Raw genomic sequence first — 23,860 nt, forward strand, 5'->3', positions numbered from 1 at the left:
CGCTTCGACTTCGCTCAGCGTGAACGGAGGTAGGAACCAAGCCCCCGCTCCGTTCCGCCAGAGCGGGGTCGAAGGCCACGCCATCACGCGCGTCCGAAGCCAAGGATTTACCGATCACGGCCATACCATTCATCCCGCCGCATCAGTTGGTCATATTCCGCATAGGGCGCATATTCCGGCACCAGCTTTGCCGTGAACGGCGCATCGCCGGTCAGCCATTGCCCCGCCGCCTCCGCGAAATTCGCCGCTGCGATCGATACGAACTCATCCGTCCGTATCCGTTCACGCTTGCCGTCGGGATCGACCGGCGTGGCGATATAGCCCAGCCCCTCGCGTCCACGCCCCAGCGACCAGTATTCAAAGCCGCCCGCCTTGCCCGCCACGCCCTCAAACCCGCCGCGCTCGGCGATCAGGCCGAGCAGCCCGAGTTGCAGGCTGAACCCCTCGCGTACCGCCGTGGTCGAGGGCGGCTTGCCGGTCTTATAGTCGATCACCACCAGCGAACCGTCCGAAGCCTTGTCGATTCGGTCGAACCGCCCGGTCAGCGTCACGCCCGCCAGCTTGGCCTCGCCCTTGCCTTCCGCGCTCAGGACATGGCGGCCCTCGCCGGCCTTGACGGCGACCTCTGCGGCGATCCAGTCGATCGCCTCGATCAGCCGGGGCTGCCACAGTGCACGCATCATCGGATGCGTCCGCTGATCGCGCAGCATCGCCAGCGCGCGGGGGCGGAGGGCAGACACGTCACATCGATCCTCCTTCCACCACATTTCGAGAATGTCATGGACGGCGGTGCCCCGCCACGCCGCGCTGGGATCGGCATCGACCGGATCGAGCGGCGACAGGCGCAGCACGCGGCGCGCGTAGAAGGCATAAGGGTCGGCCTTGAGCCGATCGACCTCGGTCACCGAAATCGCGGTGGGGCGTAGCGCGGCGGGCGGCTTGGGCGCAGGTCGGTCGGCGGGCCTATAGTCCTCCGGCCGGTCGAGTTTCTCCGCCCAGCGCGCCAGGCTTGGATGCGCCTCGAACCGGTCGCCCGCCATCGCCTGAAGCCGCAGCCAGAAGCGCGAGGCGAGCGTCGGCCCGCTGCCATCCCGCCGGGCGCGGGTCAGGAGCGCACGCGGCGCGCCCATCGCCTGCGCCAGATCGTGCGCGGCGATCCCGATACGCTGCTCCAGCCCGACCAGCCCCAGCAGCGAGCGGATACGCGGGGCCAACCACGGATCGGGCGCGGGGCGGCCCGGCCAGACGCCTTCGTTCAGACCGCCCGCGATCATCAGGTCGGCGGTCTGGAGACGCGCCTCGATCGGACCATAGATGGCGAGACGCGGATGCTGGCCTTCGCGCGGGATGGCGCGGATGGCGATCTCATCGAACAGGCTGCGCAACAGGCCCGGCAGTTCCGCCGGATCGACGCGCGCGGGGCCGTGATCGGCCTGCTCCTCATAGCCCGCCAGAAATTCCGCCGCCGCGCGCCCGGCTGGCCCGGTCCACAGCGCATCGCCGCACAGCGCCTGGCCGCATTCTCGCAGACAAGCCAGAAGGCCGCGCAAAGACTGCGGCCCATCGCCGAAGGTGCGTCCTACCGCCTCCAGCATCGGCGCGGCCTTGGTCCAGAAGGCGGACGCCGTCGGCTTGTCGGCCACATGCGCGGCAATCCCGTCCAGCCCCGGCGCGGGGCGTGGCCCGCGCAGCGCCCGGTCGAGCGCCCGCACACCGTCCAGCCATTCGACCCGCTCCATATTGCCATGGATCAGCGGATGCTTGAGCAACGCCAGCAGGGGGAGCGGCGCGAAATGCTGGGCCGCCGCCTCCGCCAGTTGGAGGAGGAAGGTGCCCGGCAACAGGATCGACAAGGGCCGCCCCGCGGTGTCGTCGATCAATATCCCCCAACGCCGGCAATGCGCCGCCACCCGGCGCGCCAGTTCCCGGTCGGGCGTGACCAGCGCCGCGGTACGACCCGGCTCCTCGACGGCTTCGCGCAGGGCCAGCGCGATCGCCTGTGCTTCCTCGGCAGGCGTGGCGAGTTCGATGGTCGACACGCCGGACAGCCGCCGGTCCTCGGCGGGCAGGTCGGTCCATTTGCCGGTGAAATCGGCGGGCGCCATGGCATTGGCGATGGCCCGACCGCGTATCGGCCCGGCGTCATAGTCGTCGCCACCGCGCCACACCGTCACCTCGCCCCGTCCGACGCCCATCCGGTCGAGCAGCAGCTTCAGCGCGAACTGCGGATGCGTCTCGATCGAGCGACGGGTCCGCCCCGTCTCCGGATCGGGCTTATGCGGGCCGAGCGCGTCCCACTCCTCGCCGGGCATGGTCAGATCAAGCCCCGCGAACACCACCGATCCGCCCGGCATCTCCGAGACGCAGCGCAGCAGCCGCGCCACCGCCGGCGCGGTATCGGTCACGCCCGCCGCGCAGACGAAACCCGCCGGTTGCGCCTCTCGCCAGCGCGCGGCGATCCGGTCGAGCAGCAAGGTCCGCCGCCGCGCCGCATCGATCCGCCCCATCCGTTCCAGCACGCCCGGCCACCGGTCGAGCACCACCGAGAAGGTCGCAAGCGCCGATTGCCAATGCTCGGTCAGTTCGGGGCCCAGGTCGAGCGCGGCGAGTTCGGCCGGATCGACCTCCTCGACCAGCATCTGGTCCAGCGTGCGCGCCAGATCGCCAGCCAGCCGCACCGCCTCCGCCGCGGTGACCGGCTGCCCCGCCCGCGCACGCTCCTGCTCGACCAGCCGGGCCAGGATCATCCGCCTGGCCGATGGCGCAATGGCGGGCGGTGGCGGCGCGTCCGCATCGGCGGGATCGAGCGCCGAGCCTGCCGCCTCGCCCAGTTCGGGGTCGCCGAGCGCGACCATGCGCGGCAGGATCAGGCCGCCGCCGCTCGCGCGCACGAACGCCTCCGTCACGGCGCGGACACCGCGATTGGTCGGCAACAGGATCATACCCTGCGCCAGTGTCAGCGGATCGCCACCCGTGCGCCGCATCAGCCCGGCGACCAGCGCATCGGCGAAGCCGCGATGCGCGGGAATGGTGTGCAGCCGGGGGCGGCGCGGCTCAACCATCCCCGAGGATCAGCTCCGTCTGCGGAATGGCGCGCGGCGTGCCGACATCGAACCACAGGCCCTGATGGACCTGGCCATAGGCGCGCCCCGCCTCGATTGCGCGGTTCCAGAAGATATTGGTCGAAAACGGCCCCTCGGGCGCGTCCGCGATCAGACGCGGATGCATGATCTGAATGCCCGTATAGGAAAAGGGCGCCACCCGGTGACGCGCCCGCCGCCCGGTGATCCGGCCATCGGGGCCGAGATAGAAATCCCCCTGCCCCTGATGATTATGCGCGCGCGCCAATGGCACCATCAGCAACAGCGCGTCCATCCGAGCCTCATCCCAGCGGGAGGCGAGCAGGCGGATGGCATCGACCGGACCGTCGATCCAGAGATTGTCGCTGTTGACGACCAGGATGGGATCGTCGCCCAGCAATGGCCGCGCCTTGACCAGCCCGCCGCCGGTTTCCAGCAGCCGATCGCGCTCGTCGGAGATGATGATCTCGATCTCCGGAAAGCGGTCGCGCAGATGCGCCTCCAACTGGTCGGCCAGGTAATGGACATTGACCACCGCCCGCTCGATTCCGGCCGCGATCAGCCGGTCGAAGACGTGATCGATCAGCGGCTTGCCCGCCACCGACACCAGCGGCTTGGGCCGCGTCGCGGTCAGCGGGCGCATCCGTTTGCCGATGCCCGCGGCCATCACCATCGCGGTGCGCGGCACCCGGCCATGGGGCATGGGGCGGATCGAGAGTTGCCGGGTCATGCCACGCTTCCCTGCGTTGCCAGACGCTGCGGATCGCCGCGCAATTCGGGTGGGATATTGTCGTCGAACCAGGCTGCGACCGGCTCGAGCACCGACTGCGACAGATCACGCTCCAGATAGGCCCATACGCGCGGGCAAAGGCCCGCATAACGCGGCTTGCCGTCACGCTTCCACAGGCGCGTGAAGATGCCCAGAATCTTGGCGTTCCGCTGTGCGCCCAGCACATGATAGGCGCGCAGAAACGCATCGCCCTCGCCCGTCGCCGCCAGATAGCGCTCCAGCATCGCCTGCTCGATCGACGGCTCCACGTCGCGCCGCGCATCCTGGAGCAGCGAGACCAGGTCATAGGCGGAATGGCCGGCCAGCGCATCCTGAAAGTCGAGCAGGCCCAGGGTCCGCATCGGCCCGACCAGCATCAGATTCTCGACATGATAGTCGCGCAGTACGGTGACCGGATTGTCGGCGATGGCATGGGCGAAGACGCGGTCCCACGCCGCGCGATACCCCTCGACATCCACGTCCAGTCCGAGTGCGGGGGCATACCATTCGGTGAACAGCCCGGCCTCGCGGTGAAGGACGGCGGCGTCATAGGGGGCCAGCCCCTCGGGCGCGTGGCCGCGCAACCGCGCGAGCAGATCGACCGCGTCACTATAGAGCGACACCGCCGCATCGGGATCATGCTCGATCGCCTCGCGCATCCGGTCGTCGCCGAAATCCTCGATCAGGACCAGCCCGCGCGCCTCGTCCGCACCCAATATGGCGGGCGCGGCGAAACCGCGACCGACCAGCCAGCGCGCGACCGCGATGAACGGGCGCGGGTCCTCATGCGGGGGCGGCGCGTCCATCAACACCGCGCTGCGCCCCTCGAGGGTCACGCGAAAATAGCGGCGGAACGAGGCATCACCGGCAAGCGGCGCGATGTCCGCCCCTCCCCATCCCAGTGTCGTCAGAAAGGCGGCGGCATCCGCCGGCGGGGTCATATCGGCCATCGCGCTTCCCAGCCCAAGGGCAGCTTCGCTGTCAAGACACGACCGCCCGCCGGATCGATTTCCAGCGTCAGGGCGAGCGCCTGGGGCCACGCATCGGGCCCCGCCCGGTCGGGCCATTCGACGATCAGCGCGGAGTCCCACAAGGCCTCGTCCAGCCCCAGCTCCTCCATCTGCTCCGGCCCGTCGAGACGATAGAGATCGACATGGAGGATCGGGATCGCCGTTTCGGGCGGGGCATAGGGTTGGACGATGGCAAAGCTGGGGCTCGGCGCTTCGCCCGGCAGGCCGAGCGCGGCGAGCAGACCGCGCGCGAGGCTCGTCTTGCCCGCGCCCAGCGTGCCGGTCAGCGTCACCACATCGCCGGGGCGGATATGCGCCGCCAGCCGCCGCCCGAATTCCTCGGTGGCGGCGGCATCGGCCAGCCGGATCGTCATGCCCTGTCCTCTCCCGTCGTTCGATCCTTTTCCGCCACGCGTCGGGGCAGTTCGACCGTCACCAACGTTCCCTCGCCCGGCTCGGACAACAGGCTGATCGAACCGCCATGCGCCTCGACGAACTGCTTGGCGAGCGGCAGGCCGAGGCCCAGCGCGCGCTCGCCCGTCGCCTTGATCCCCGGTTCGGCGAAGCGGTCAAAGGCACGGGCGACCGCCTGTTCGTCCATGCCCTGCCCGTCATCCGACACCACGATCCGTGCGCGGGCGGAGTCGCCATCGGCGTGCAGCAGGATGCGCCCGCCCTCCGGCGTATGCTCGACCGCATGGCGCAGCAGATGCTCGATCGTCTCCTGCAACCGCCGCCGGTCGCCGGTGATGCGGCCCAGCGAACGTTGGATCTCAACCGCGAAGTCCAGCTTGCGTCGCCCCACCAGCGGCCGGATCGTGTCCGCCGCCGCGCGTGCGACGCGGGCCAGTTCGACATCCTCGCGCGCGATCTCCGCATCCGCATGGGTCCGGGTCAGATCGAGCACATCGTCGACCAGCAGGCCCAACCGTTCGGTCGATTCCAGGATCGCCTCGACATAGGTCGTCGCCGTCTCGGGCAGCGCTCCCGCGAACCCGCCATGCAGCATCTCGGCAAAGCCGCTGATCGAGGTCAGCGGGGTGCGCAGCTCATAGCTCATATTGGCGACGAAGGCGGTCTTGACCTTGTCCGCCGCCTCCAGCGCGTCGGCGCGGTCGCGCAAAGCCTGTTCGGCGCGGCGGCTGTCGGTGATGTCGAGCAGGGTGAACAGCGCATTGCCATCGGGCAGCGGCACGCCCGCGAATTCGAAATGCCGTCCATCGGCAAAGGCGACGCGCCCGCCGCGCTGTTGCCGCTCGATCGTCGCGGACCGAACCAGATCGACGATCAGCCCGGAACGGCCCGGCGTCGCCAGCCGCTCGGCCACGCGCTCGGCAAAGGCATCGACGCGCGGATGGCTGGTCAGGAAATCCTCCTCCAGCCCCCAGAGTGCGCGGAAGCGGTTGTTCCACAATTGCAACCGGCCATCGGCGGCGAACACGCCCAGCGCCTCGAACAGATTGTCGAAGGTCGCGGTCCGCACCCGCAGCAGCGTGTCGCGCGCGGAGGCGAGTTGCACCTCCTCGGTCCGGTCCTCGAAGATCAGCAGCAACCCGCCATCGGGCAAGGGCTGCGCCACGACGCGCAGATGGGTGCCGCCGGGCAGATGCCATTGCTCCTCGATACCGCCGCTCGCCTGGCGGAACCAGCCGACCCGCTCGGCCTTCCATCCGGGAAAGTCGCGGACCTCGGGGCTGCGATTGGCCTCGCGCATCCGCTCCAGGACACGGTCGAATTCGGGGTGATCGGCCAGCCATTCCGCCTTCATCGCGAACATGCGGCGAAAGGGCTGATTGCAGAATACGAGGCCCCGATCGGGCCCGAAATGCGCCACCGCCGCCGATAGCCGGTCGAGCATCGCGCGCTGCGCCTCGGCGAAGCGCTTGGCCCCGGCACGCGACTGTTCCAGATCCTCGATATCGACCGCGAAACCCGCAATGCCCCCTGTCGGCAATGGGACGTCGAAGATGCGCAGGGCCCGGCGCGCGCCGTCGATGGTGGCGGGCAGCACCTGCTCGTGCGGCCGCCCCTGGTCGCGCGCCGCCGCCGCCCCCGCCAGCGGACCACCGCGCCCCGAACCCTCGACCAGTTCCAGCCCGCGCCCGACCACATCGGCGGCATCGCGTCCCTCCACCGCATCGACATAGGCGGTGTTGACCATCGCAAGGCGTAGGTCGGGGCCGCGATACCACATGGGCAGGGGCGCGGCCTCGATCAGCCCGGTCAGCGCCTGGAACGCATCGCCCAGCCGCTTGGCCTCGGCATCCAGACGGACGATCTGGTCCTGCGCCTCGGTCATGTCGAAGACCCAGATGACGACCGCGCCCGCCGCACCCTGATCCCCCGGCGCACGCGCGCCGTCGAACAACAGGGTCCGTTCCGATTGCTGTGGCCGGACGATCCGGCGGAAGCGGCGGCCGGTCTTCTGCGCGGCGTTCAGATCGGCGGCCAGCGACGCGGCATCATCCGCCGACAGTCCGCTATCGTCGGAGGCCAGTTCCTCCAGGAAGCGCGCGACTTCGGCCAGCCCAAGCCAGTCGGCCAACCGCCGGGGCATTTCGATCCGCCCGTCACTGCGGATCAGCATCGCCTGGGCAGGCCCCGCGCGCAGCAGGGCATCGAGCCGATCGCGTTCCAGCCGCACTGCCGACGCCTCGGCCCGCGCACGAATACCCAGGAACAACAGGATCATGCCGACGACGATCATCGCGCACGCCCCCGCGCCCAACAGCGCTGCCTCGACGCTACCGATCGTGATCATCCGAAAAGGGCCGGGCCTGAACGCTGCATCGATCCATCTAGCCCGATCGGCACACGATACGCCATATCGAACAACGGCTCGGCGGGACGGCACATGAAAAAGGGGCCGCCCGTTCGGACGACCCCCTTTGTCTTTCCGTCGGATCGAAACCCGATGGTCGGATCAATAGCGATAATGATCCGGCTTGAACGGGCCCTCGACCGGCACGCCGATATAGGCGGCCTGCTTCTCCGACAGCTTCGACAGCTGGACGCCCAGCTTTTCGAGGTGGAGCGCGGCGACCTTCTCATCGAGGTGCTTGGGCAGGACATAGACTTCGTTCTTGTAGTCTTCGCCCTTGGTCCACAGCTCGATCTGGGCGAGCGTCTGGTTGGTGAACGAGGCCGACATCACGAAGGACGGGTGGCCGGTCGCGCAACCCAGGTTCACCAGGCGGCCCTTGGCCAGCACGATGATCTGCTTGCCGTCCGGGAACTCGACCAGGTCGGTGCCGGGCTTCACTTCGGTCCACTTGTAGTTCGACAGCGCCGCGATCTGGATCTCGCTGTCGAAGTGGCCGATGTTGCAGACGATCGACATGGGCTTCATCGCCTTCATGTGATCGGCGGTGATGACGTCGGCGTTGCCGGTGGCGGTCACGAAGATGTCGGCACGCTTCACCGCCTCATCCATGGTCACGACCTCGAAGCCCTCCATCGCCGCCTGCAGCGCGCAGATCGGGTCGATTTCGGTCACGAGCACGCGCGCGCCGCCATTGCGGAGCGATTGGGCCGAGCCCTTGCCCACGTCGCCGAAACCGGCGACCGCGGCGACCTTGCCCGCCAGCATGACGTCGGTGGCGCGACGGATCGCGTCGACCAGCGATTCCTTGCAGCCATAGAGGTTGTCGAACTTCGACTTGGTGACCGAGTCGTTGACGTTGATCGCGGGGAAAGGCAGCTCGCCCTTCTTCGCGATCTCGTACAGGCGATGAACGCCGGTCGTGGTCTCTTCCGACACGCCCTTCAGGTTCTTGACGGTCTGGGTCAGATAGCCCGGCTTCTTGGCGATGAACGCCTTGACCGAACGCTGGAACTCGACCTCTTCCTCATTCTCCGGCTCGCCGAAGGTCTGGCCGGCTTCCAGCTTGGCGCCCCACAGCGCGAACATGGTCGCGTCGCCGCCATCGTCCAGGATGATGTTGGCTGTGGTGCCGTCACCATTCTTGTCCCAGTCGAAGATGTCGCCGACATAGTCCCAATATTCGGCCAGCGTCTCGCCCTTCACGGCGAAGACGGGGATGCCCGCAGCGGCGATCGCGGCGGCGGCATGGTCCTGGGTCGAGAAGATGTTGCAGGTCGCCCAGCGCACATCGGCGCCCAGCCCGGTCAGCGTCTCGATCAGCACGGCGGTCTGGATCGTCATGTGCAGCGAGCCGGTGATGCGCGCGCCCTTGAGCGGCTGAGCAGCGCCGAACTCGTCGCGCAGGGCCATCAGGCCGGGCATCTCGGTCTCGGCGATCTTGATCTCGGCGCGACCGAAATCAGCCAGGCTGATGTCCTTGATGACATAATCGTTCTTGGTGGCGGCAGTCGTGGACACGACGAAACTCCGTGCAAAATGGGGCCGACCAAGACGTGGCGCGCACGCCGATCGGCACGGCGCCCGCCTTAGCGGCCTTCGCCCTACGGATCAAATATAAAGATATCTTTATATGCTTGCGCGTCGATCAGGCGGTGCCGCCGCCGGTGACCAGCAGGCGCGGGTCGATCCCCGCCGAGCCGAACGCCGCCTGCCACCGATCCGGGGCGGTTGCATCGTAGAGGATCTTCGGATCGCCGGCGACGCTGAACCAGCAACCGGGCTCGCGCAGTTCCTCTTCCAGTTGCCCCGCATCCCATCCCGCATAGCCGAGCGCCACCACCCATTGCGCCGGACCCCGCCCTTCGGCGATAGCGCGCAACACGTCGACCGTGCTCGACAGGATCCAGCGACCGCCGACATCGACGCTGTCCTGCCCCTCCCAGTCCTGCGAGTGGAGTACGAAGCCCCGCCGGGGCTCGACCGGCCCGCCGAAATGGACCGGCGCGTCGGGCGCGTCGCCATGCGGTATCTCGAACTGGTCGAGCAGCGCGTGGAAGCCGATACCCTCGATCGTCGCACCCAGGCCGATGCCCAGCGCCCCGCCCTCGTCATGCGCGCACATGGCGATGACGGCATGGTCGAAGCGACGATCGGCCATGCCTGGAAGGGCGAGCAGGAATTGGCCGGATAGAAAGGTCAGTTGATGCACACCCCGACTATAGGGATCACCGCTCCGCCTCGCCATGCTTGAAATCAGCGGCGCTTCGGTCGCATGAGGGCCAGGCCGATGCCCGGCACGGTGCCGGGCCGCTTGCCTTTAGGATCTGGATGATGACGATCAAGGTCGGAGACCGCCTCCCCACCACCACGCTGGTCAAGGTGACGACCGAGGGACCCGAGCAGGTCACGACGACCGATTTCTTCGCGGGCAGGCGCGTCGTGCTGTTCGCGGTGCCGGGTGCCTTCACCCCCACCTGTTCGGCCCAGCATCTGCCCGGCTTCGTCTCGCACGCCGATGCCGTGAAGGCCAAGGGCGTGGACGAGATCGCCTGCACCGCCGTCAACGACGTGTTCGTGATGAAGGCTTGGGGCCAGGTCCATTCGTCCGATGCGATCACCATGCTGGCGGACGGCAATGCCGACTTCGCCAAGGCGATCGGCCTGACGCTGGACGGCACGAAGTTCGGCATGGGCGTGCGCAGCCAGCGCTACACGATGCTGGTCGATGACGGCGTGGTCGAACAGCTGTTCGTCGAAGCGCCGGGCGAGTTCAAGGTGAGCTCCGCCGAGCATCTGTTGTCCGCAATCTGATCCGGCGAACCGCGCGGGGAACCGGATCGCTGGCGGAACAGTCCCGACGCTCGACGCGTTTTCCCCTGCATAGACCAGCATGAAGAGAGGAACCTCGGTCATGACCACCTATGTCCCCCCCGAAAAGCAGGACGCGGCCAAAAGCTTTGCCGAAAAGGCGCAGGGCGCGGCCAAGGCGGCCGGTGAGACGGTGAAGGGTCACCCCTATGCGGCGGCCGGAATCGCCGCCGGTGTCGCCGCGGCGGTCGCCGGTGCCGCGTTTGGTGCGGCCAAGCTGCGCGGCACCTCGGACGACGAGAACTCCGCACAGGGCGCCTGATCGCCCACGACCGACGGCGTGGACGAACCGGACTCGTCCACGCCGTCAGGTCCCTTCAACCCCGGCTTGCCAGAGCCCGAAACACGGCTTAGCTCTGGACGATGACTCAAGCCGCCAAGATCGTCGAAGAACTCGACCGCCTCTACACCGCCTCTGTCACCCGGCTGAAGGAGGCCCTCACCCTTTATCTGCGGAATGGCACCGCGCCGACGCTGGAAGCGCGCGCGCAAGGCTGTTTCGCCTATCCCGAAATCCGACTTATCTATCGCGGTGCCGGTGGGCGTCCGACGCCGATGCGGTCCTTCGGGCGGCTGGTGTCGACGGGCGACTATCGGATCAGCGTGACCAAGCCCGCGCTGTTCAAGGACTATCTGGTCGAGCAGCTAAGCCTGCTGATGGAGGATTACGACGTCACGGTCGAGGCCGTACCGGGGCGGCAGGAAATCCCCTTTCCCTATGTCCTCGACCCTGGCCACGCTCTGAGCCTGGACACGGTGTCGGCGGCGGAGCTGGCGCGCTTCTTCCCCGCGACCGAACTGGCCCATATCGGCGACGAGATCGCCGACGGACTGTGGATGACCGCCGACGGCAATCGCCCGCTGGCGTTGTTCGACGGGTTGCGGACCGACTTCTCGCTCGCCCGGCTGCGCCATTATACCGGCACCCCGCCCGAGCATTGCCAGCGCTATGTGCTGTTCACCAATTACCACCGCTATGTCGACGAGTTCGTCCGCTGGGGCGCGTCGCAGCTTGGCGAGGGTTCGCGCTTCACCGCCCTGTCGGGTGCGGGCGGGATCGTGATCGAGCGGCCGGAGGATGTCGACAAGATCGTCACCGACAGCGCATGGCGGCGGCACCAGATGCCCGCCTATCACCTGGTCGCCAAAGACGGCACCGGCATCACGCTGGTCAATATCGGTGTCGGTCCGTCGAACGCCAAGACGATCTGCGATCACCTGGCGGTGATGCGGCCCGAGGCGTGGCTGATGATCGGCCATTGCGGCGGGCTTCGCCCCAGCCAGCGGATCGGCGACTATGTGCTGGCGCATGCCTATCTGCGTGACGACCATGTGCTCGACGATGTACTGCCCCCCGAGATTCCGGTCCCCGCCATCGCCGAAGTCCAGGTCGCGCTCGCCAAGGCCGCCGAGATCGTCTCCGGCCAGTCGGGTGATGAATTGCGGCGTCGCCTGCGCACAGGCACGATCGTCACCACCGACGACCGCAATTGGGAGTTGCGCTACTCCGCCTCGGCGCTGCGCTTTTCGCTCAGCCGCGCGGTCGGGATCGACATGGAGTCCGCCACCATCGCGGCGCAGGGCTATCGCTTCCGCGTGCCGTATGGAACGCTGCTCTGCGTGTCGGACAAGCCGCTGCACGGCGAGTTAAAGCTGCCCGGCCAGGCCAATCGCTTCTATGAACGGGCGATCAGCGAACATATGCGGATCGGCATCGAGACCTGCGAGCAGCTACGCCGCGAGGGCGACAAGCTGCACAGCCGCAAGCTGCGCGCGTTCAACGAACCGCCCTTCCGCTGATCGGCAACCGGCGGGGGTCGAGAGCGTTACGGACACGGACCGAAACAGGGGGAATGTCGATGGCCGATACACCGGACACCAAAAAGCCGCGCCCGCCCCGCCGCCGCGCCACGCCCAAGACGGCTGGCACCGCTGCGCCGCGCAAGCGTCCGGTGCCCAAGCCGGTCGAACCGCTGGAGGGAAAACCGGTCGAGGCGATCGACGCCGCCCCGGTGGAGAATGCGGCGGTCGAGCCCCCCAAGCCCGCGCCGAAGCCCAAGGCACCACCCAAGCCGCGATCGACCAAGCGCACCACCCCGTGCAAATCGCCACCGCGCAAGCCCGCCGCGATCACGCCCGCGCCTGCGCCCGTGCTGGGCAAGCATGGGCTAGACCGGGTGGGCGGCAAATGGGGTGTGGCGTCGATCTTGGGGAGCTTGGCGGCCGCCGCCGGGCTGACGGCGGCGCTGCTGTCGCTGCGGGGAAGTACGCCGAAGCGGGACGAGAGCAAAGCCGAGGACAGCAAGAAGGACTGATTCCCGACCTCCGTTCAGCCTGAACGGACGTTGCTTGAAACGCCCCTTCACCACTGGCGAAAGCGAGTGGTGGAGGGGCCGGCAACGCCAGCCGCCCCACGCCCTCTCCGACCATCACCAACCCTGCGGCTTGCCCTTGTTCTGCTGATCAAGCCAAGTCTTGAGCGGCGCGAAATATTCGACCAACGCCTTGCCTGACATCTCGCGGCTACCAGTGAAGACCTGAAGCGCATCCGGCCAGGGCTTGGACTGGCCCATCGCCAGCATCGCGTTCAACTTCTCGCCGACCGCCTTGTTGCCGTAGAAGGAGCACCGGTGAAGCGGCCCCTTCCAACCGGCCTGCTGGCAAGCCGCCTTGTAGAACTGGAACTGAAGTACCCGCGCCAGGAAATAGCGCGCATAGGGCACACCCGCCGGGATATGATATTTGGCGCCGGGATCGAATTTGGTCTCGTCCCGCGCCACTGGCGGCACTACGCCCTGATATTTGAGGCGCAGGGCATCCCATCCCGCCTGATACTGGCTCGCCGGAATCTGGCCGGAGAACACGCCCCAACGCCACTTGTCGATCAGCAAACCGAAGGGCAGGAACGCGACCTTGTCCATCGCCTGACGCAGCAACAGACCGATGTCCTTGTCGGCACTCGGCACCCTGGCGGGGTCGAGCAGACCGATCTTCACCAGATAATCGGGCGTGATCGACAGCGCGACGGTGTCGCCGATCGCCTCGTGGAACCCGTCATTCGCGCCGTTCTTGTAGAGGAAAGGCTGATCCTTATAGGCGCGTTGGTAGTAATTATGGCCCAGTTCGTGATGGATGGTCACGAAGTCGTCGGCATTGACCTTGGTGCACATCTTGATGCGGATGTCGTCCAGATTGTCGACATCCCAGGCCGATGCGTGGCAGATCACCTCACGGTCGGCGGGCTTGGTAATCTGCGACCGCTGCCAGAAGGTCTGCGGCAGGGGCGCGAAGCCCAGCGAGGAGTAGAAGCCCTCGCCTGCCTTCACCATCTTGATCGGGTCGTACCCCTTGGCCTTCAGCAGATCGCCCGTATCATATCCGACATCGCCCGCCCCCTTGGGCGCGACCAGGTCATAGATATTGCCCCATTCCTGCGCCCACATATTGCCGAGCAGGTCGGCACGGATCGGGCCGGTCCTGGCCTGCACCGCGTCGCCATATTTCTCGTTCAGCTTCCACCGGACATAGGTGTGCAGCGCCTTGTAGAGCGGCTCCAGTTCGCCCCAGATCCGGTCGGTCAGTTGTGCGAATTGCTCGGGGCTCATGTCATAGCCGGAGCGCCACAGCGACCCCGCATCGACATAGCCCAGTTCCTTGGCCCCCTGGTTGGCGAGCGCGGTCATCTGCGCATAGTCGGCGCGCATCGGGGCGCCGACATTGTCGTGCCAACTGACCCACATCTCCTTCAAACGGGCGGGATCGCGCTCGCTGCCCATCGCGGCCTCGATGTCCGAGCCGTTGATCGGCTGGCCGTTCCGCAGCCCCTTGCCCTTGCCGTAAGAGGAGGACATGCGCGTCGTCAGCATCGAAAGCTGCGCCGCCGCACCGGGCGTGGTGGGCGCAGGCAGCGTGATCCCGCCGCGCAGCAGGTCCAGCTTGCGCTTGGTGTCATAGGACAGGCCCGGCAGCGCCTGATAGCGCGCAGCGCCCAGACCATAGCGGACCGCCAGATCGGTCATCTCCGCGCCCGAAGCAGCCGCCAGCGCATCGGTGTCGTCGGTGATATAGGTCGCGTTGACCCACGCAATCTGCTGAGCCCCCAAGGATTTCTCGGCCAGCGTCTTCTCCGCCTCTGCGACGAAGGCATCGGCCCCGGCGACGGTCGCGGGCGCTTGCGCGGCTGGCGGCGTCGAAGCCGTGGCCTGCGCCTGGGCTGTGCCGGCCAGCAGGAACGCCAGCACGGTGCCGGAAACGGCGGAACGGATCATGCTATCCCCCTCAAAATCTGATGGGCCCTCGAAACGGGGCGAATGGCGCGCAGTTGCGCGGCTTTGCCCGCCGCCGTCAAGCCGTGAGGAACTGCGCAATCGCTTCGCCAAGTTCGGATTTCGTCACCGAACTCATATGGTTGCCCGGTATTTCGGCATAGCGCCCGCGCGGCAGGGCTTCGGCCAGATCGACCGCAGCGCCATTGTCTAAATCGTCCACGCCCGCGACGACCAGCGCGGGCAGGTCGAACCCCTCGATCGCCGACAGCGGCGTATCGGCAAAGGTCTGGAGGATATGGAGCAGCGCCACCGGATCGCCGCCGGTGGTCTTCAGGAACGCCTCAGCCATCCATTCCGGGCTGCCGCGCGGATGCTCGCCCAGCCGCGTCAGGATATTGGTGAAATGTGCGACCCGGCGATCGGTATGGAGCAGTCCCTCCAGCCCCATGCCCGCGAAGATCGCCTTGCCCGGCTCCGCCCCGGTCGCGAGCATCCGGCTGACCGTCCGCGCACCCAGCGAATAGCCGCCCAGGTCATAATCGCTCAGCCCCAGATGCTCGACCAGCGCATGGCCATCACGGGTCAGCGCATCCTTCGGATAAGCGGCGAGGTCATGCGGCTTGCCGCTCTCTCCATGCGCGCGCAGGTCGGGCATGATGACCCGGCAGCCCTTCGCGGCAATGGCGGCGGCATGGCCGTAGCGGATCCAGTTGGTATAGGCGTCGGAGAAATAGCCGTGGATCAGCACCACGGGCCGCCCCTCCCCCATTTCACGCCACGCGATCGGGGTGCCGTCGAAGCTATCGAAGAAGCGGGTTTCGGGGGCGGTGTCGGCCAAGGGTCGGGTCTCCGGCGGTTGAGTTGTAAGCCAACCTCCTAATCGGCTCGGCAAAAATGTGCACGCAATCATCCCAACGACCGCTTGCACTGAGCAAAGTCGAAGTGCGCTTACCCGCTTTCCCTCGCAGGACCATCGCGTGGCCTTCGACTTCGCTCAGGCCGAACGGTTGATGGGGCGTTCATGGTCAGAAGGAAGGGCTGCCGATGGACCGACAACCTTGCCCTGCGCACGCGCCAAAGGACAATAGTGTCGGGCAGCTAGCCCACATAAATCCCGGCAACTCGCCACTCGCCATTCTCTTGCTCCAACGTGACGGTTTCGACGACATTCGCCGAACTGTCGAAGCGCGTATTGAACCGCACCATCCGATAACCGGCGGGCGGTGCGGGGACATCGTCCTGGCTGAGCAAGGTCCGCGATACCGTCTTGCCCAGCGGCGTCCGCACCTTCTCCGAGGTGGCGGCCCAGACCTGCTCGGTATTGAGCGTGCGAAAGCTGTTCGTGGTCAGGCGATAGCTGTCGGCCCAGCGACCCTGGTCGATCAGTCGCAGGAAATGCTGCGCGGTTTCGACCACCGCCGGATCGATGGCTGTGGTCGTAGCCGTCGGGGGTGGCGTGGACGCCATATGGGTCAGGCCGCCAAGGGCGAGCAGGCTGAGGGCGAGGGTCATGAGTATCGCTCCGATGATGATACGGGGACGGCGGATGCCAGCCTCCACGCCGATGATCGGCGCCGGGCCTTCATCCGTGATCGGCTCGGGCCGGTCCTCCCCGATCCTTCTGTCCCCCACAGATTCGGGGGTCGACAGCGATGCATCGCCCTCCACCTCCAGCAGCATCCGCGCCGCCTCGCGACTGCTCGACACGGCCATCTTGCGGCGGGCGTCACGCAGCCGTTCGTTGATGGTGTGGACCGACAGGTTCAATTCACGCGCAATCGACTTGGCGTCATGCCCCCGGACGATCAGACGCAGCGTCTGCTTTTCCCGGTCGGTCAGCGCGCCGATACCCGCTTTGGCCTGCATGGTCATGATCCCGAATATGCCTGAGCGGGGCCTGCCCACCACCCTCAAAAAATTGTACCTTGACCGTGTCGGCGCAGGCCAAAGCAGCGCCCTGAGTCCCATTCTCACCAGTCCGCGACAAAATGGCGGGAATCCGCGCTTTTTTTGTAGTTCCGAGCGAGTCGCACGCATGGACAAAAGGGGTACAAGCGGGTAGCCGCCGCCCATGGCAGCATCCCTATTTCTTCTTCTGGCGGTGATCCTGGCCTTCGCCGGTGGAGGGGGCCCGTGGATGCTGATCGCCACGGTTGCGGCGGCGACGGCGGCGGGGACGCGGCTGCCCGATCTCGACACGCCGCTCCAACTCCAGCATCGCAGCGCGCTGGTGCACAGCGTCCTGCCCTTCTACGTCGCCACGCTCGACCTGCGGACCTGGCCGGTCGCGGCGGGGTTGGGGTTCGGCGTGGGCTTTCATCTCGCGGCGGATCTGTTTCCCGGCACGATGCGCGGCTTTGCCACGATCAAGATCCCGCTGATCGGGTCGATCGGGGCCTTCCCTTCCTATATCTGGATCGCGGCCAACGCGGCGGCGAACATGGTCGGTGCGTTCGTCATCCTGCAATGGATCGCCGCCGACCGGGTGGCGGCCTGCGCGCTGGCGGCGACCGGGGTGCTGGGCGCCAGCTATCTGCTACGCGCGCAGGGCGGGCTCTACGCGCTGGGGGTGATCGCCGGAATAGGCTGGCTTATCATCCGCTAGTGCGATTGGCCTTGCCGGGGATTTGCGATAATAGCCTGCTTCTGCCGCCAGAAGCAGGATAATCGGGAGCGGATGCCGGACCCATAACCGGACCGTCGATGACCGCAGCCACCGCTTCCCCTGCCGAAACCCTGCCGCCCAGCCCGATCGGGCGTCCGCACAGCCTGTTGGAGGACGCCTATGCGATCTTCATCGGCTGCACGCTGTTGATCGTGGGCCTGGTCTTTCTGAAAGCAGCGGGGCTGGTGACGGGCGGGATCGCGGGCGTCGCGCTGCTGCTATCCTATCTGGTCCCGCTGCCTGCGGGCGTGCTGTTCACGCTGGTCAACATTCCGTTCTTCCTGTTCGCGCACAAGGTGATGGGCGCGCGCTTCGCGGTGAAGACGGTGCTGGTCAATGTCGGGATCGGCGTGGCTTCCGCGATCACCCGCGTGTCGGTCCATGTCGATACGGTCCATCCGGCCTTTGCCGCACTGGTCGGCGGAACGGTGATCGGCATGGGCATATTGTCGCTCGCCCGGCACCAGGCCGGGGTCGGCGGGACCGGGGTCATCACCATCTGGCTCTATCGCAAGCGTGGATGGAATATGGGAATGACGCAGGTCGCGCTCGACGTCGTGATCCTGTCGATGGCGATCCCCGTCGTCACCGTCTCGCAACTCGCCTGGTCGGCGGTCAGCGCGGCGGCGATCAGCCTGATCCTGTTCGCCTGGCACCGGCCGGGGCTGTATATGGGGCGGTAAGCCCTGCACCTCCCCGATACGGGGAGGTGGCGGCGCGCAGCGCTGACGGAGGGGGGCTTCCCTATAGGACTGCCCCGTCGGAGAGCCCCCTCCACCATCGCTTCGCGATGGTCCCCCTCCCCGTTCCGGGGAGGATCGAGACTTACCCCTTCTTCAGGTGGCGACGGCCGAGCAGTTCGGCGATCTGCACCGCGTTCAGCGCGGCGCCCTTGCGGAGATTGTCCGACACGCACCACAGCGACAGGCCGTTATCCACCGTCGAGTCCTCGCGCACACGGCTGATGAATGTCGCATAATCGCCGACGCATTCGATCGGGGTGACGTATCCGCCGTCCTCACGCTTGTCGATCAGCATGACGCCGGGCGCCTCGCGCAGGATGTCCTGGGCTTCGGTCGCGGAGATTTCCTTTTCGAATTCGATGTTCAGCGCCTCGGAGTGGCCGACGAAGACCGGCACGCGGACGCAGGTTGCCGTCACCTTGACCTTGGGGTCGAGGATCTTCTTGGTCTCGGCGACCATCTTCCACTCTTCCTTGGTGGAGCCGTCCTCCAGGAAGCTGTCGATGTGCGGGATCACGTTGAAGGCGATCTGCTTGGTGAACTTCTTGGGCTCGGCGGGGTCGCCGACGAAGATGTTGCGGCTCTGCTCGAACAGTTCGTCCATGCCCGCCTTGCCCGCGCCCGACACCGACTGATAGGTCGCGACGACGACGCGCTTGATCTTCGCCTTGTCGTGCAGGGGCTTGAGCGCCACGACCATCTGCGCGGTCGAGCAGTTCGGGTTGGCGATGATGTTCTTGGCGGTATAGCCGTCGATCGCGTCCGGGTTCACTTCCGGCACGATCAGCGGCACGTCCGGGTCCATGCGATAGAGCGACGAATTGTCGATCACGATGCAGCCCGCGGCGGCAAATTTGGGGGCATAGACTTTCGTCGCGTCCGATCCGATCGCGAACAGCGCCATGTCCCAGCCGGTCGGATCGAAATGCTCGATATTCTTGATGGTGAGCATCTTACCGGTCTCACCATATTCGATCTGGTCGCCCTGGCTGCGCGACGAGGCGACGACCGCCAGCTCGTCGATCGGGAATTCCCGCTCCGCCAGAATGTTGATCATTTCCCGGCCGACATTGCCCGTCGCCCCGGCGACCACCACGCGATAACCCATTAAACCCTCCACTCGGAAGCGTGAGCCGGTAGCGTCATTGCGCGGATACGTCCACCGACTTTACGAATAGTGCGCGTTTGAGCACGGCAAGCGGGGGTTTAGGCGCTGACACGTCGCCCCAGCGCAGGCTGGGGCCTTTCGCCTTCACGCCAGCCGGTCGAAAAGGTCGTCCCAAGCGGGATTGACGCTCTGGATCAGCCCTATCTTCCATTCCGGCTTCCAGGCCTTCATCGCTTTTTCGCGGGCGATGGCATCCTCGATCCGGCCATGTTCCTTGGCGTAAACCAGCCGGTGCAGCCCGTAGCGACGACAAAACTCCGCACCCTTGTCGGTGCGATGCTGATGGATGCGCGCGGCGAGATATGCGGTGACGCCGATATACAGGACACCGTCCGGCTTGCTGGTCGTGATATAGACCCAGCCCGGCATCGGTCAGCCTATTCGGCGGGAGGCTCCAGCCTGTGCTGGGGCGACGGCCGTTTGAATGGGCGGCGTATCAATCATGCGTACTCGCCGCCCAGGTCGCGTGGGCGATGCCGTGGACGCTCTGGAAATGATCGGTGATGCGGTCCAGTTCGCCCGCCTCGACGATGGTGCTGGTCAGGATCGCGGTGACGGTCACCTGATCCTCGCCCCGCTCCTCGCTATCCAGTTCGCCGACCGGCAGGCCCGCGCCCTCCAGATGTTCGACCAGCAGGTCGCCGACCGGCCCGGCATTGGCGGCGGTCGTGGTCAGGCTGACCGAGTAGGTCGCCTCCACATGCCGCCCCTCCACCGGGATACGGTTGATCGCATCGACCAGCGGGCGCAGCGCGGTGTTGGCGAGCAGGACGATGCCGGTCAGCAGCACCGCCTCCGCCACCATGTCGCTGCCCGCGATCGAGCCGACCGCCGCCGAGCACCACAGGGTCGCCGCGGTGTTCAAGCCGCGAACGTTCATCCCCTCCTTCATGATGACGCCCGCGCCGAGAAAGCCGATACCGGAGACGACATAGGCGATGATGCGGATCGACTCGATATTGCCGCCCAGCCGCTGACCCAAATCGACGAACGCCGCCGCGCCGATCGCGACCAGCGCATTGGTGCGCAGGCCGGCGGTGCGCTGGCGATACTGCCGCTCCGCCCCGATCACCGTGCCCAGGACGAAGGCGGTCAGATAGCTGACCAGCGTGTCGAGGAAGGGCCAGAGATGGAAGGTCTTCAGAAATGCCATGGTCGCCACCCTAACTCCTCCCCTGTAAGGGGGGACCGCCGCGAAGCGGTGGTGGAGGGGTGTCACCATCAGCGTGAACACCCCTCCGTCAGTCCTGCGGACTGCCACCTCCCCTTACAGGGGAGGAATGACGGCTTTATTTCTCCGCCGGCTTATCCTTCACCGTCCGGTCGAGGAAGTTCAGGATCGTATGCCACAGATGCTGCGAGATGACCGGTCCACCGACGCGGTGGGTCTGACCGGGATAGAGCATCATTTCGAACGGCGTATCCGTCTTCTGCATTTCGGCGGCAAAGGCGGTCGCATTGTCGAGGAAGACATTGTCGTCGGCCATGCCGTGGATCAGCAGCAGCGGATCGCGAATCTTGGCCGCATCGGTGATCGCCTGCGACGTTTCGTAGCTCTTCGGATCGGTGCGCGGATCGCCCAGATAGCGTTCGGTATAATGGGTGTCGTAAAGCTGCCAGTCGGTGACCGGCGCGCCCGATACGGCGGCGGCATAGACGCCCGGCGTCTTCTCCAGCATCTTGATCGACATATAGCCGCCGTACGACCAGCCATAGGTCGCGATCCGAGTCGGATCGACGAAAGGCAAACTCTTTAAATAGTTCGCGCCCGCAAGCTGATCGGCCACCTCGACCGTGCCCATGGCGTGGTAGATCGCATCCTCGAACGCCTTGCCGCGATTATACGAGCCGCGATTGTCGATCTGGAAGAAGATCCAGCCTTGGTCGACCAGATATTGCGGCAGCGCGCCCTGCCAGCCGCGCGTGACCTGCTGACCGGTGCCGGGGCCACCATAATGCTGGAAGAAGACGGGGTAGCGCTTGCCCGGTTCCAGCTTGGGCGTGATCATCTCCCAATAGAGCGTCGTGCCGTCATCGGCCTTGATCGTACCGAACTTCGTTTCGCGGTGGCTGGCGAGATAGGGGGCATAGGGATGGCCCGCGACAATCGCATTCTCGTTGATCCAGTTCAGCCGCTTGCCCGTCGTGTCGGCCAGATAGACCTGGGTCGGCTGGCTGGGTCCGGAGCGCGAGACGATAAGGCGGCTGGCGGCCGAATCCATCGTCGCGCTGTTCGTATAGCCGCGCTCGGTCAGGCGGGTGATGACATCCGGATGCGCGATGTCGACGGCATAGACATGCTGTTCGAGCACATCGTCCTTCAGGCCCGTGAAATAGAGCCGACCCTTATTTTCATCGACGCCGACCAGCCCGGTCACGACCCAAGGCCCCTTGGTCAGTTGCGCCCATTTGCCGTTCGCGAAACGATAGAGATGGCCATAACCGTCCCGCTCCGACCGCCAGATCAGGCTGCCGTCCTTCATCGGGCGATAGGCGTCCGACAGGTTCAGCCAGCTTCGCTCACCCGAACGTTCGGTGAAGACCACCGTCGATTTGCCGGTCGCCGGATCGACGCGCAGCATGTCGAGCCGCTTCTGGTCCCGGCTCTCGCGCTGGACCAGCATCGCCGAGCCGTCCGGGGTCCAGTCGACCCGCGCCAGATAGATGTCGGGATCACTGCCGAGATCGACCTTGACCCGGCCCGAACCATCCGCCTTCATCACATAAAGGTCGACCAGCGCGTTGGGCGTGCCCGCCGCCGGATAGCGCTGTTCATAGATCTTGGTGCCCGCCGCGCCGATCGCCGCGCGGACCGCCACCTTGACCGGGGCTTCGTCGAAACGCTCGACGGCGATGTAACGCTCGTCGGGGCTCCACCAATAGCCGGTGAAGCGGTGCATTTCCTCCTGTGCGACGAATTCAGCCTCACCGAAATGGACGGTGCCGCCGCCTTCCTTGGTCAAGGCCCGCGCCTCGCCCCCAGTCAGCGGCATGGCCCACAAATTCTGATCCCGCACGAAGCTGACGAAACCGCCCTTGGGGCTGACGATCGGGTTCAACTCGCCACCTGGCGTGTTGGTCAGGCGACGGACCTGCCCGTCCAGGCCGGCAAGGTACAGGTCGCCGTCGAGCGGCACCAGGATCGACTTGCCGTCAGGCGCCCAGTCATAGGCAACGATCCCCTTCGATCCGCCGATGCGCGCACGTTCGCGCTGCATCTTCTCGGCTTCGGACAGTTCGGCACCGGAGCCGACCTTCTTGGAGTCGACCAGCATCCGCTCCTCACCGGTGCGCGTGTCGCGCGCCCAGAGGTCCAGCCGTTCCTTCTCGTCGGCCCGTGGGCGCAGCGAGGTCAGCAGCGTACCGTCCGGCGACAGACGAAGCCCGCGCGGCTGCGATCCCGACAGATCGGGGCTGCCAAAGACGCGCGCCAGCGTCAGATCACCCTGTTTCTCCGGTTCAGCGGCCATGACCGGTGCTCCCATCGCCATCGTGATCGACGCCCCGACCGAAGCCAGCGCCAGACCCAGCACCCATTTGCGCATTCATACCACTCCAGACCCTAGTCCGTCGGATCACCCCCGACGCGTCGGGCGGCGTTATCGCGACGGCACGACGATCCGGCAAGCGCGATCCGAACGGCCGATCGCCAGGCTGCGCGATACCCACTCCCCTCGCAACCTTTCCGCCGCGCCAATCTTCGTAAACTCCGCGTTAACGAAATTTGGGTAAAGCTTTCATGCGGGTGCGATGACGAACTGGAATCGTCGTCGTGCCACGCCCAACATCGGAACGGACATGGCCGCGACCATCGCATTCGATATTCAGAACGATCGACGGGGTGACATCCGGGCGATCCTGGCGCGGTCGGGGAGCGCGGGGCATCCGCATGTCCAGTCGCTGCTGTTGCCGCAGGCCTTGCTGCATGACCTGACCGATGCGGTTCATGCGGTGTGCGCGGTGCATGGAAATCACCCATGCATGATCGATTATGCCATGGCGCGCGGCATCCAGATCGAGACCCTGCCCTGGCTGATCCAGTCGTCGACCGCTTTCGGCTATGAACGCGCCTTTCTCGCCAATCTGACCTCGGCCGCGGGTCCGCTGCCTTCGACGCCGGGACAGGCGCAGACCGATGCCGCGCTGACCCAGTTGCGCCAGACGCTGGAGATGCTGGCCAATTCGGACCGGCGGGGATGTGCGACCGGTGCGGTCTCGGCCTTGATCCTCGACTGGCGCACGATCCGCCAGCTTCTGGTACAGGCCGCGCGACGCTTCGGCCTGTCCGCCCCACCCAATCCGATGCCCGAGCCGCTGCTCGACTTCGAGACCGACGAAAACAGCCTGGGCCTTCCCCGTGCGCTGGGGTTCGGCGCGACTCAGTTACTGGTCCAGCATAACGGCCTGTGGAACCTGCTGGAGGCGCGGGCCAGCGCGCGACGCGGCTAGCCACGGCAAAGGCCGC

21 protein-coding genes are annotated in these 23,860 nt (G+C 66.4%); 7 read left to right on the top strand and 14 right to left on the bottom strand.

Annotated features, from left to right (window positions below; genetic code table 11):
* Positions 1-107: 107 nt before the first annotated feature.
* From NZL82_RS01920 to NZL82_RS01950, 7 genes are all read right to left on the bottom strand, one after another.
* Complete coding sequence (locus NZL82_RS01920) at positions 108-3,062, bottom strand: PD-(D/E)XK nuclease family protein (RefSeq protein WP_261268087.1); 2,955 nt, start codon at positions 3,060-3,062, stop codon at positions 108-110.
* Positions 3,055-3,810, bottom strand: coding sequence for a nucleotidyltransferase family protein (locus tag NZL82_RS01925; RefSeq protein WP_261268088.1), 756 nt, complete (start codon positions 3,808-3,810; stop codon positions 3,055-3,057). The genes NZL82_RS01920 and NZL82_RS01925 overlap by 8 nt, the downstream gene beginning before the upstream one ends.
* Positions 3,807-4,790 carry an aminoglycoside phosphotransferase family protein gene (locus tag NZL82_RS01930; protein ID WP_261268231.1) on the bottom strand — a complete coding sequence of 328 codons (984 nt, stop codon included), beginning with the start codon at positions 4,788-4,790 and terminating at the stop codon, positions 3,807-3,809. Before NZL82_RS01930 ends, NZL82_RS01925 begins: the two co-directional genes overlap by 4 nt.
* The gene (gene tsaE / locus NZL82_RS01935; protein WP_261268089.1) at positions 4,787-5,233 is read right to left on the bottom strand and encodes a tRNA (adenosine(37)-N6)-threonylcarbamoyltransferase complex ATPase subunit type 1 TsaE; all 447 of its coding nucleotides are present in this window, start codon (positions 5,231-5,233) and stop codon (positions 4,787-4,789) included. Before tsaE ends, NZL82_RS01930 begins: the two co-directional genes overlap by 4 nt.
* Positions 5,230-7,620, bottom strand: a complete 2,391-nt coding sequence (locus tag NZL82_RS01940; protein ID WP_261268090.1) for a PAS domain-containing sensor histidine kinase — start codon at positions 7,618-7,620, stop codon at positions 5,230-5,232. The genes tsaE and NZL82_RS01940 overlap by 4 nt, the downstream gene beginning before the upstream one ends.
* A gap of 162 nt (positions 7,621-7,782) precedes the next feature.
* A complete protein-coding gene (gene ahcY / locus NZL82_RS01945; RefSeq protein ID WP_261268091.1) occupies positions 7,783-9,201 on the bottom strand; it encodes an adenosylhomocysteinase in 1,419 nt (472 codons plus the stop codon).
* Positions 9,202-9,328: 127 nt separating this feature from the next.
* Positions 9,329-9,892 carry a YqgE/AlgH family protein gene (locus NZL82_RS01950; protein WP_261268092.1) on the bottom strand — a complete coding sequence of 188 codons (564 nt, stop codon included), beginning with the start codon at positions 9,890-9,892 and terminating at the stop codon, positions 9,329-9,331.
* Positions 9,893-10,014: 122 nt separating this feature from the next.
* Here NZL82_RS01950 and NZL82_RS01955 point away from each other — a divergent pair, with 122 nt between their 5' ends.
* The 4 genes from NZL82_RS01955 (at position 10,015) to NZL82_RS01970 (ending at position 12,866) form a co-directional block, all read left to right on the top strand.
* Positions 10,015-10,494: a peroxiredoxin gene (locus NZL82_RS01955; protein ID WP_261268093.1), complete on the top strand. Its 480-nt coding sequence runs from the start codon at positions 10,015-10,017 to the stop codon at positions 10,492-10,494.
* A 100-nt stretch (positions 10,495-10,594) separates the two neighbouring features.
* Positions 10,595-10,813 (top strand): hypothetical protein, encoded by a 219-nt coding sequence (locus tag NZL82_RS01960; protein ID WP_261268094.1) that lies wholly within the window; start codon positions 10,595-10,597, stop codon positions 10,811-10,813.
* Between the two features lie 101 nt (positions 10,814-10,914).
* The gene (locus NZL82_RS01965) at positions 10,915-12,351 is read left to right on the top strand and encodes an AMP nucleosidase (RefSeq protein WP_261268095.1); all 1,437 of its coding nucleotides are present in this window, start codon (positions 10,915-10,917) and stop codon (positions 12,349-12,351) included.
* A 59-nt stretch (positions 12,352-12,410) separates the two neighbouring features.
* Positions 12,411-12,866 (top strand): hypothetical protein, encoded by a 456-nt coding sequence (locus NZL82_RS01970; protein WP_261268096.1) that lies wholly within the window; start codon positions 12,411-12,413, stop codon positions 12,864-12,866.
* Positions 12,867-12,980: 114 nt separating this feature from the next.
* On the opposite strand, the gene NZL82_RS01975 is transcribed toward NZL82_RS01970, so the two are convergent.
* From NZL82_RS01975 to NZL82_RS01985, 3 genes are all read right to left on the bottom strand, one after another.
* Positions 12,981-14,819, bottom strand: coding sequence for a M2 family metallopeptidase (locus NZL82_RS01975; protein WP_261268097.1), 1,839 nt, complete (start codon positions 14,817-14,819; stop codon positions 12,981-12,983).
* Between the two features lie 76 nt (positions 14,820-14,895).
* Complete coding sequence (locus NZL82_RS01980) at positions 14,896-15,657, bottom strand: alpha/beta fold hydrolase (RefSeq protein ID WP_261268098.1); 762 nt, start codon at positions 15,655-15,657, stop codon at positions 14,896-14,898.
* A gap of 260 nt (positions 15,658-15,917) precedes the next feature.
* Entirely contained in the window at positions 15,918-16,691 is a 774-nt protein-coding gene (locus tag NZL82_RS01985) for a DUF4019 domain-containing protein (protein ID WP_261268099.1), read from the bottom strand.
* A 199-nt stretch (positions 16,692-16,890) separates the two neighbouring features.
* Here NZL82_RS01985 and NZL82_RS01990 point away from each other — a divergent pair, with 199 nt between their 5' ends.
* Entirely contained in the window at positions 16,891-17,424 is a 534-nt protein-coding gene (locus NZL82_RS01990) for a hypothetical protein (RefSeq protein ID WP_261268100.1), read from the top strand.
* A gap of 98 nt (positions 17,425-17,522) precedes the next feature.
* A complete protein-coding gene (locus tag NZL82_RS01995) occupies positions 17,523-18,167 on the top strand; it encodes a YitT family protein (protein ID WP_261268101.1) in 645 nt (214 codons plus the stop codon).
* A gap of 142 nt (positions 18,168-18,309) precedes the next feature.
* Here NZL82_RS01995 and NZL82_RS02000 read toward each other — a convergent pair whose 3' ends face one another.
* From NZL82_RS02000 to NZL82_RS02015, 4 genes are all read right to left on the bottom strand, one after another.
* A complete protein-coding gene (locus tag NZL82_RS02000; protein WP_261268102.1) occupies positions 18,310-19,335 on the bottom strand; it encodes an aspartate-semialdehyde dehydrogenase in 1,026 nt (341 codons plus the stop codon).
* A gap of 144 nt (positions 19,336-19,479) precedes the next feature.
* Positions 19,480-19,764 (bottom strand): GIY-YIG nuclease family protein, encoded by a 285-nt coding sequence (locus NZL82_RS02005; RefSeq protein WP_261268103.1) that lies wholly within the window; start codon positions 19,762-19,764, stop codon positions 19,480-19,482.
* A 67-nt stretch (positions 19,765-19,831) separates the two neighbouring features.
* Entirely contained in the window at positions 19,832-20,548 is a 717-nt protein-coding gene (locus NZL82_RS02010) for an MgtC/SapB family protein (protein ID WP_261268104.1), read from the bottom strand.
* Between the two features lie 136 nt (positions 20,549-20,684).
* Positions 20,685-22,940: a DPP IV N-terminal domain-containing protein gene (locus tag NZL82_RS02015; protein WP_405051330.1), complete on the bottom strand. Its 2,256-nt coding sequence runs from the start codon at positions 22,938-22,940 to the stop codon at positions 20,685-20,687.
* Between the two features lie 205 nt (positions 22,941-23,145).
* On the opposite strand from NZL82_RS02015, the gene NZL82_RS02020 reads away from it, so the two are divergent.
* Complete coding sequence (locus tag NZL82_RS02020; protein ID WP_261268105.1) at positions 23,146-23,844, top strand: DUF6975 family protein; 699 nt, start codon at positions 23,146-23,148, stop codon at positions 23,842-23,844.
* Positions 23,845-23,860: the final 16 nt, after the last annotated feature.

It is taken from the genome of Sphingomonas sp. LC-1, from assembly GCF_025371035.1.
In the GTDB taxonomy this organism is placed as follows: domain Bacteria; phylum Pseudomonadota; class Alphaproteobacteria; order Sphingomonadales; family Sphingomonadaceae; genus Sphingomonas; species Sphingomonas sanguinis_E.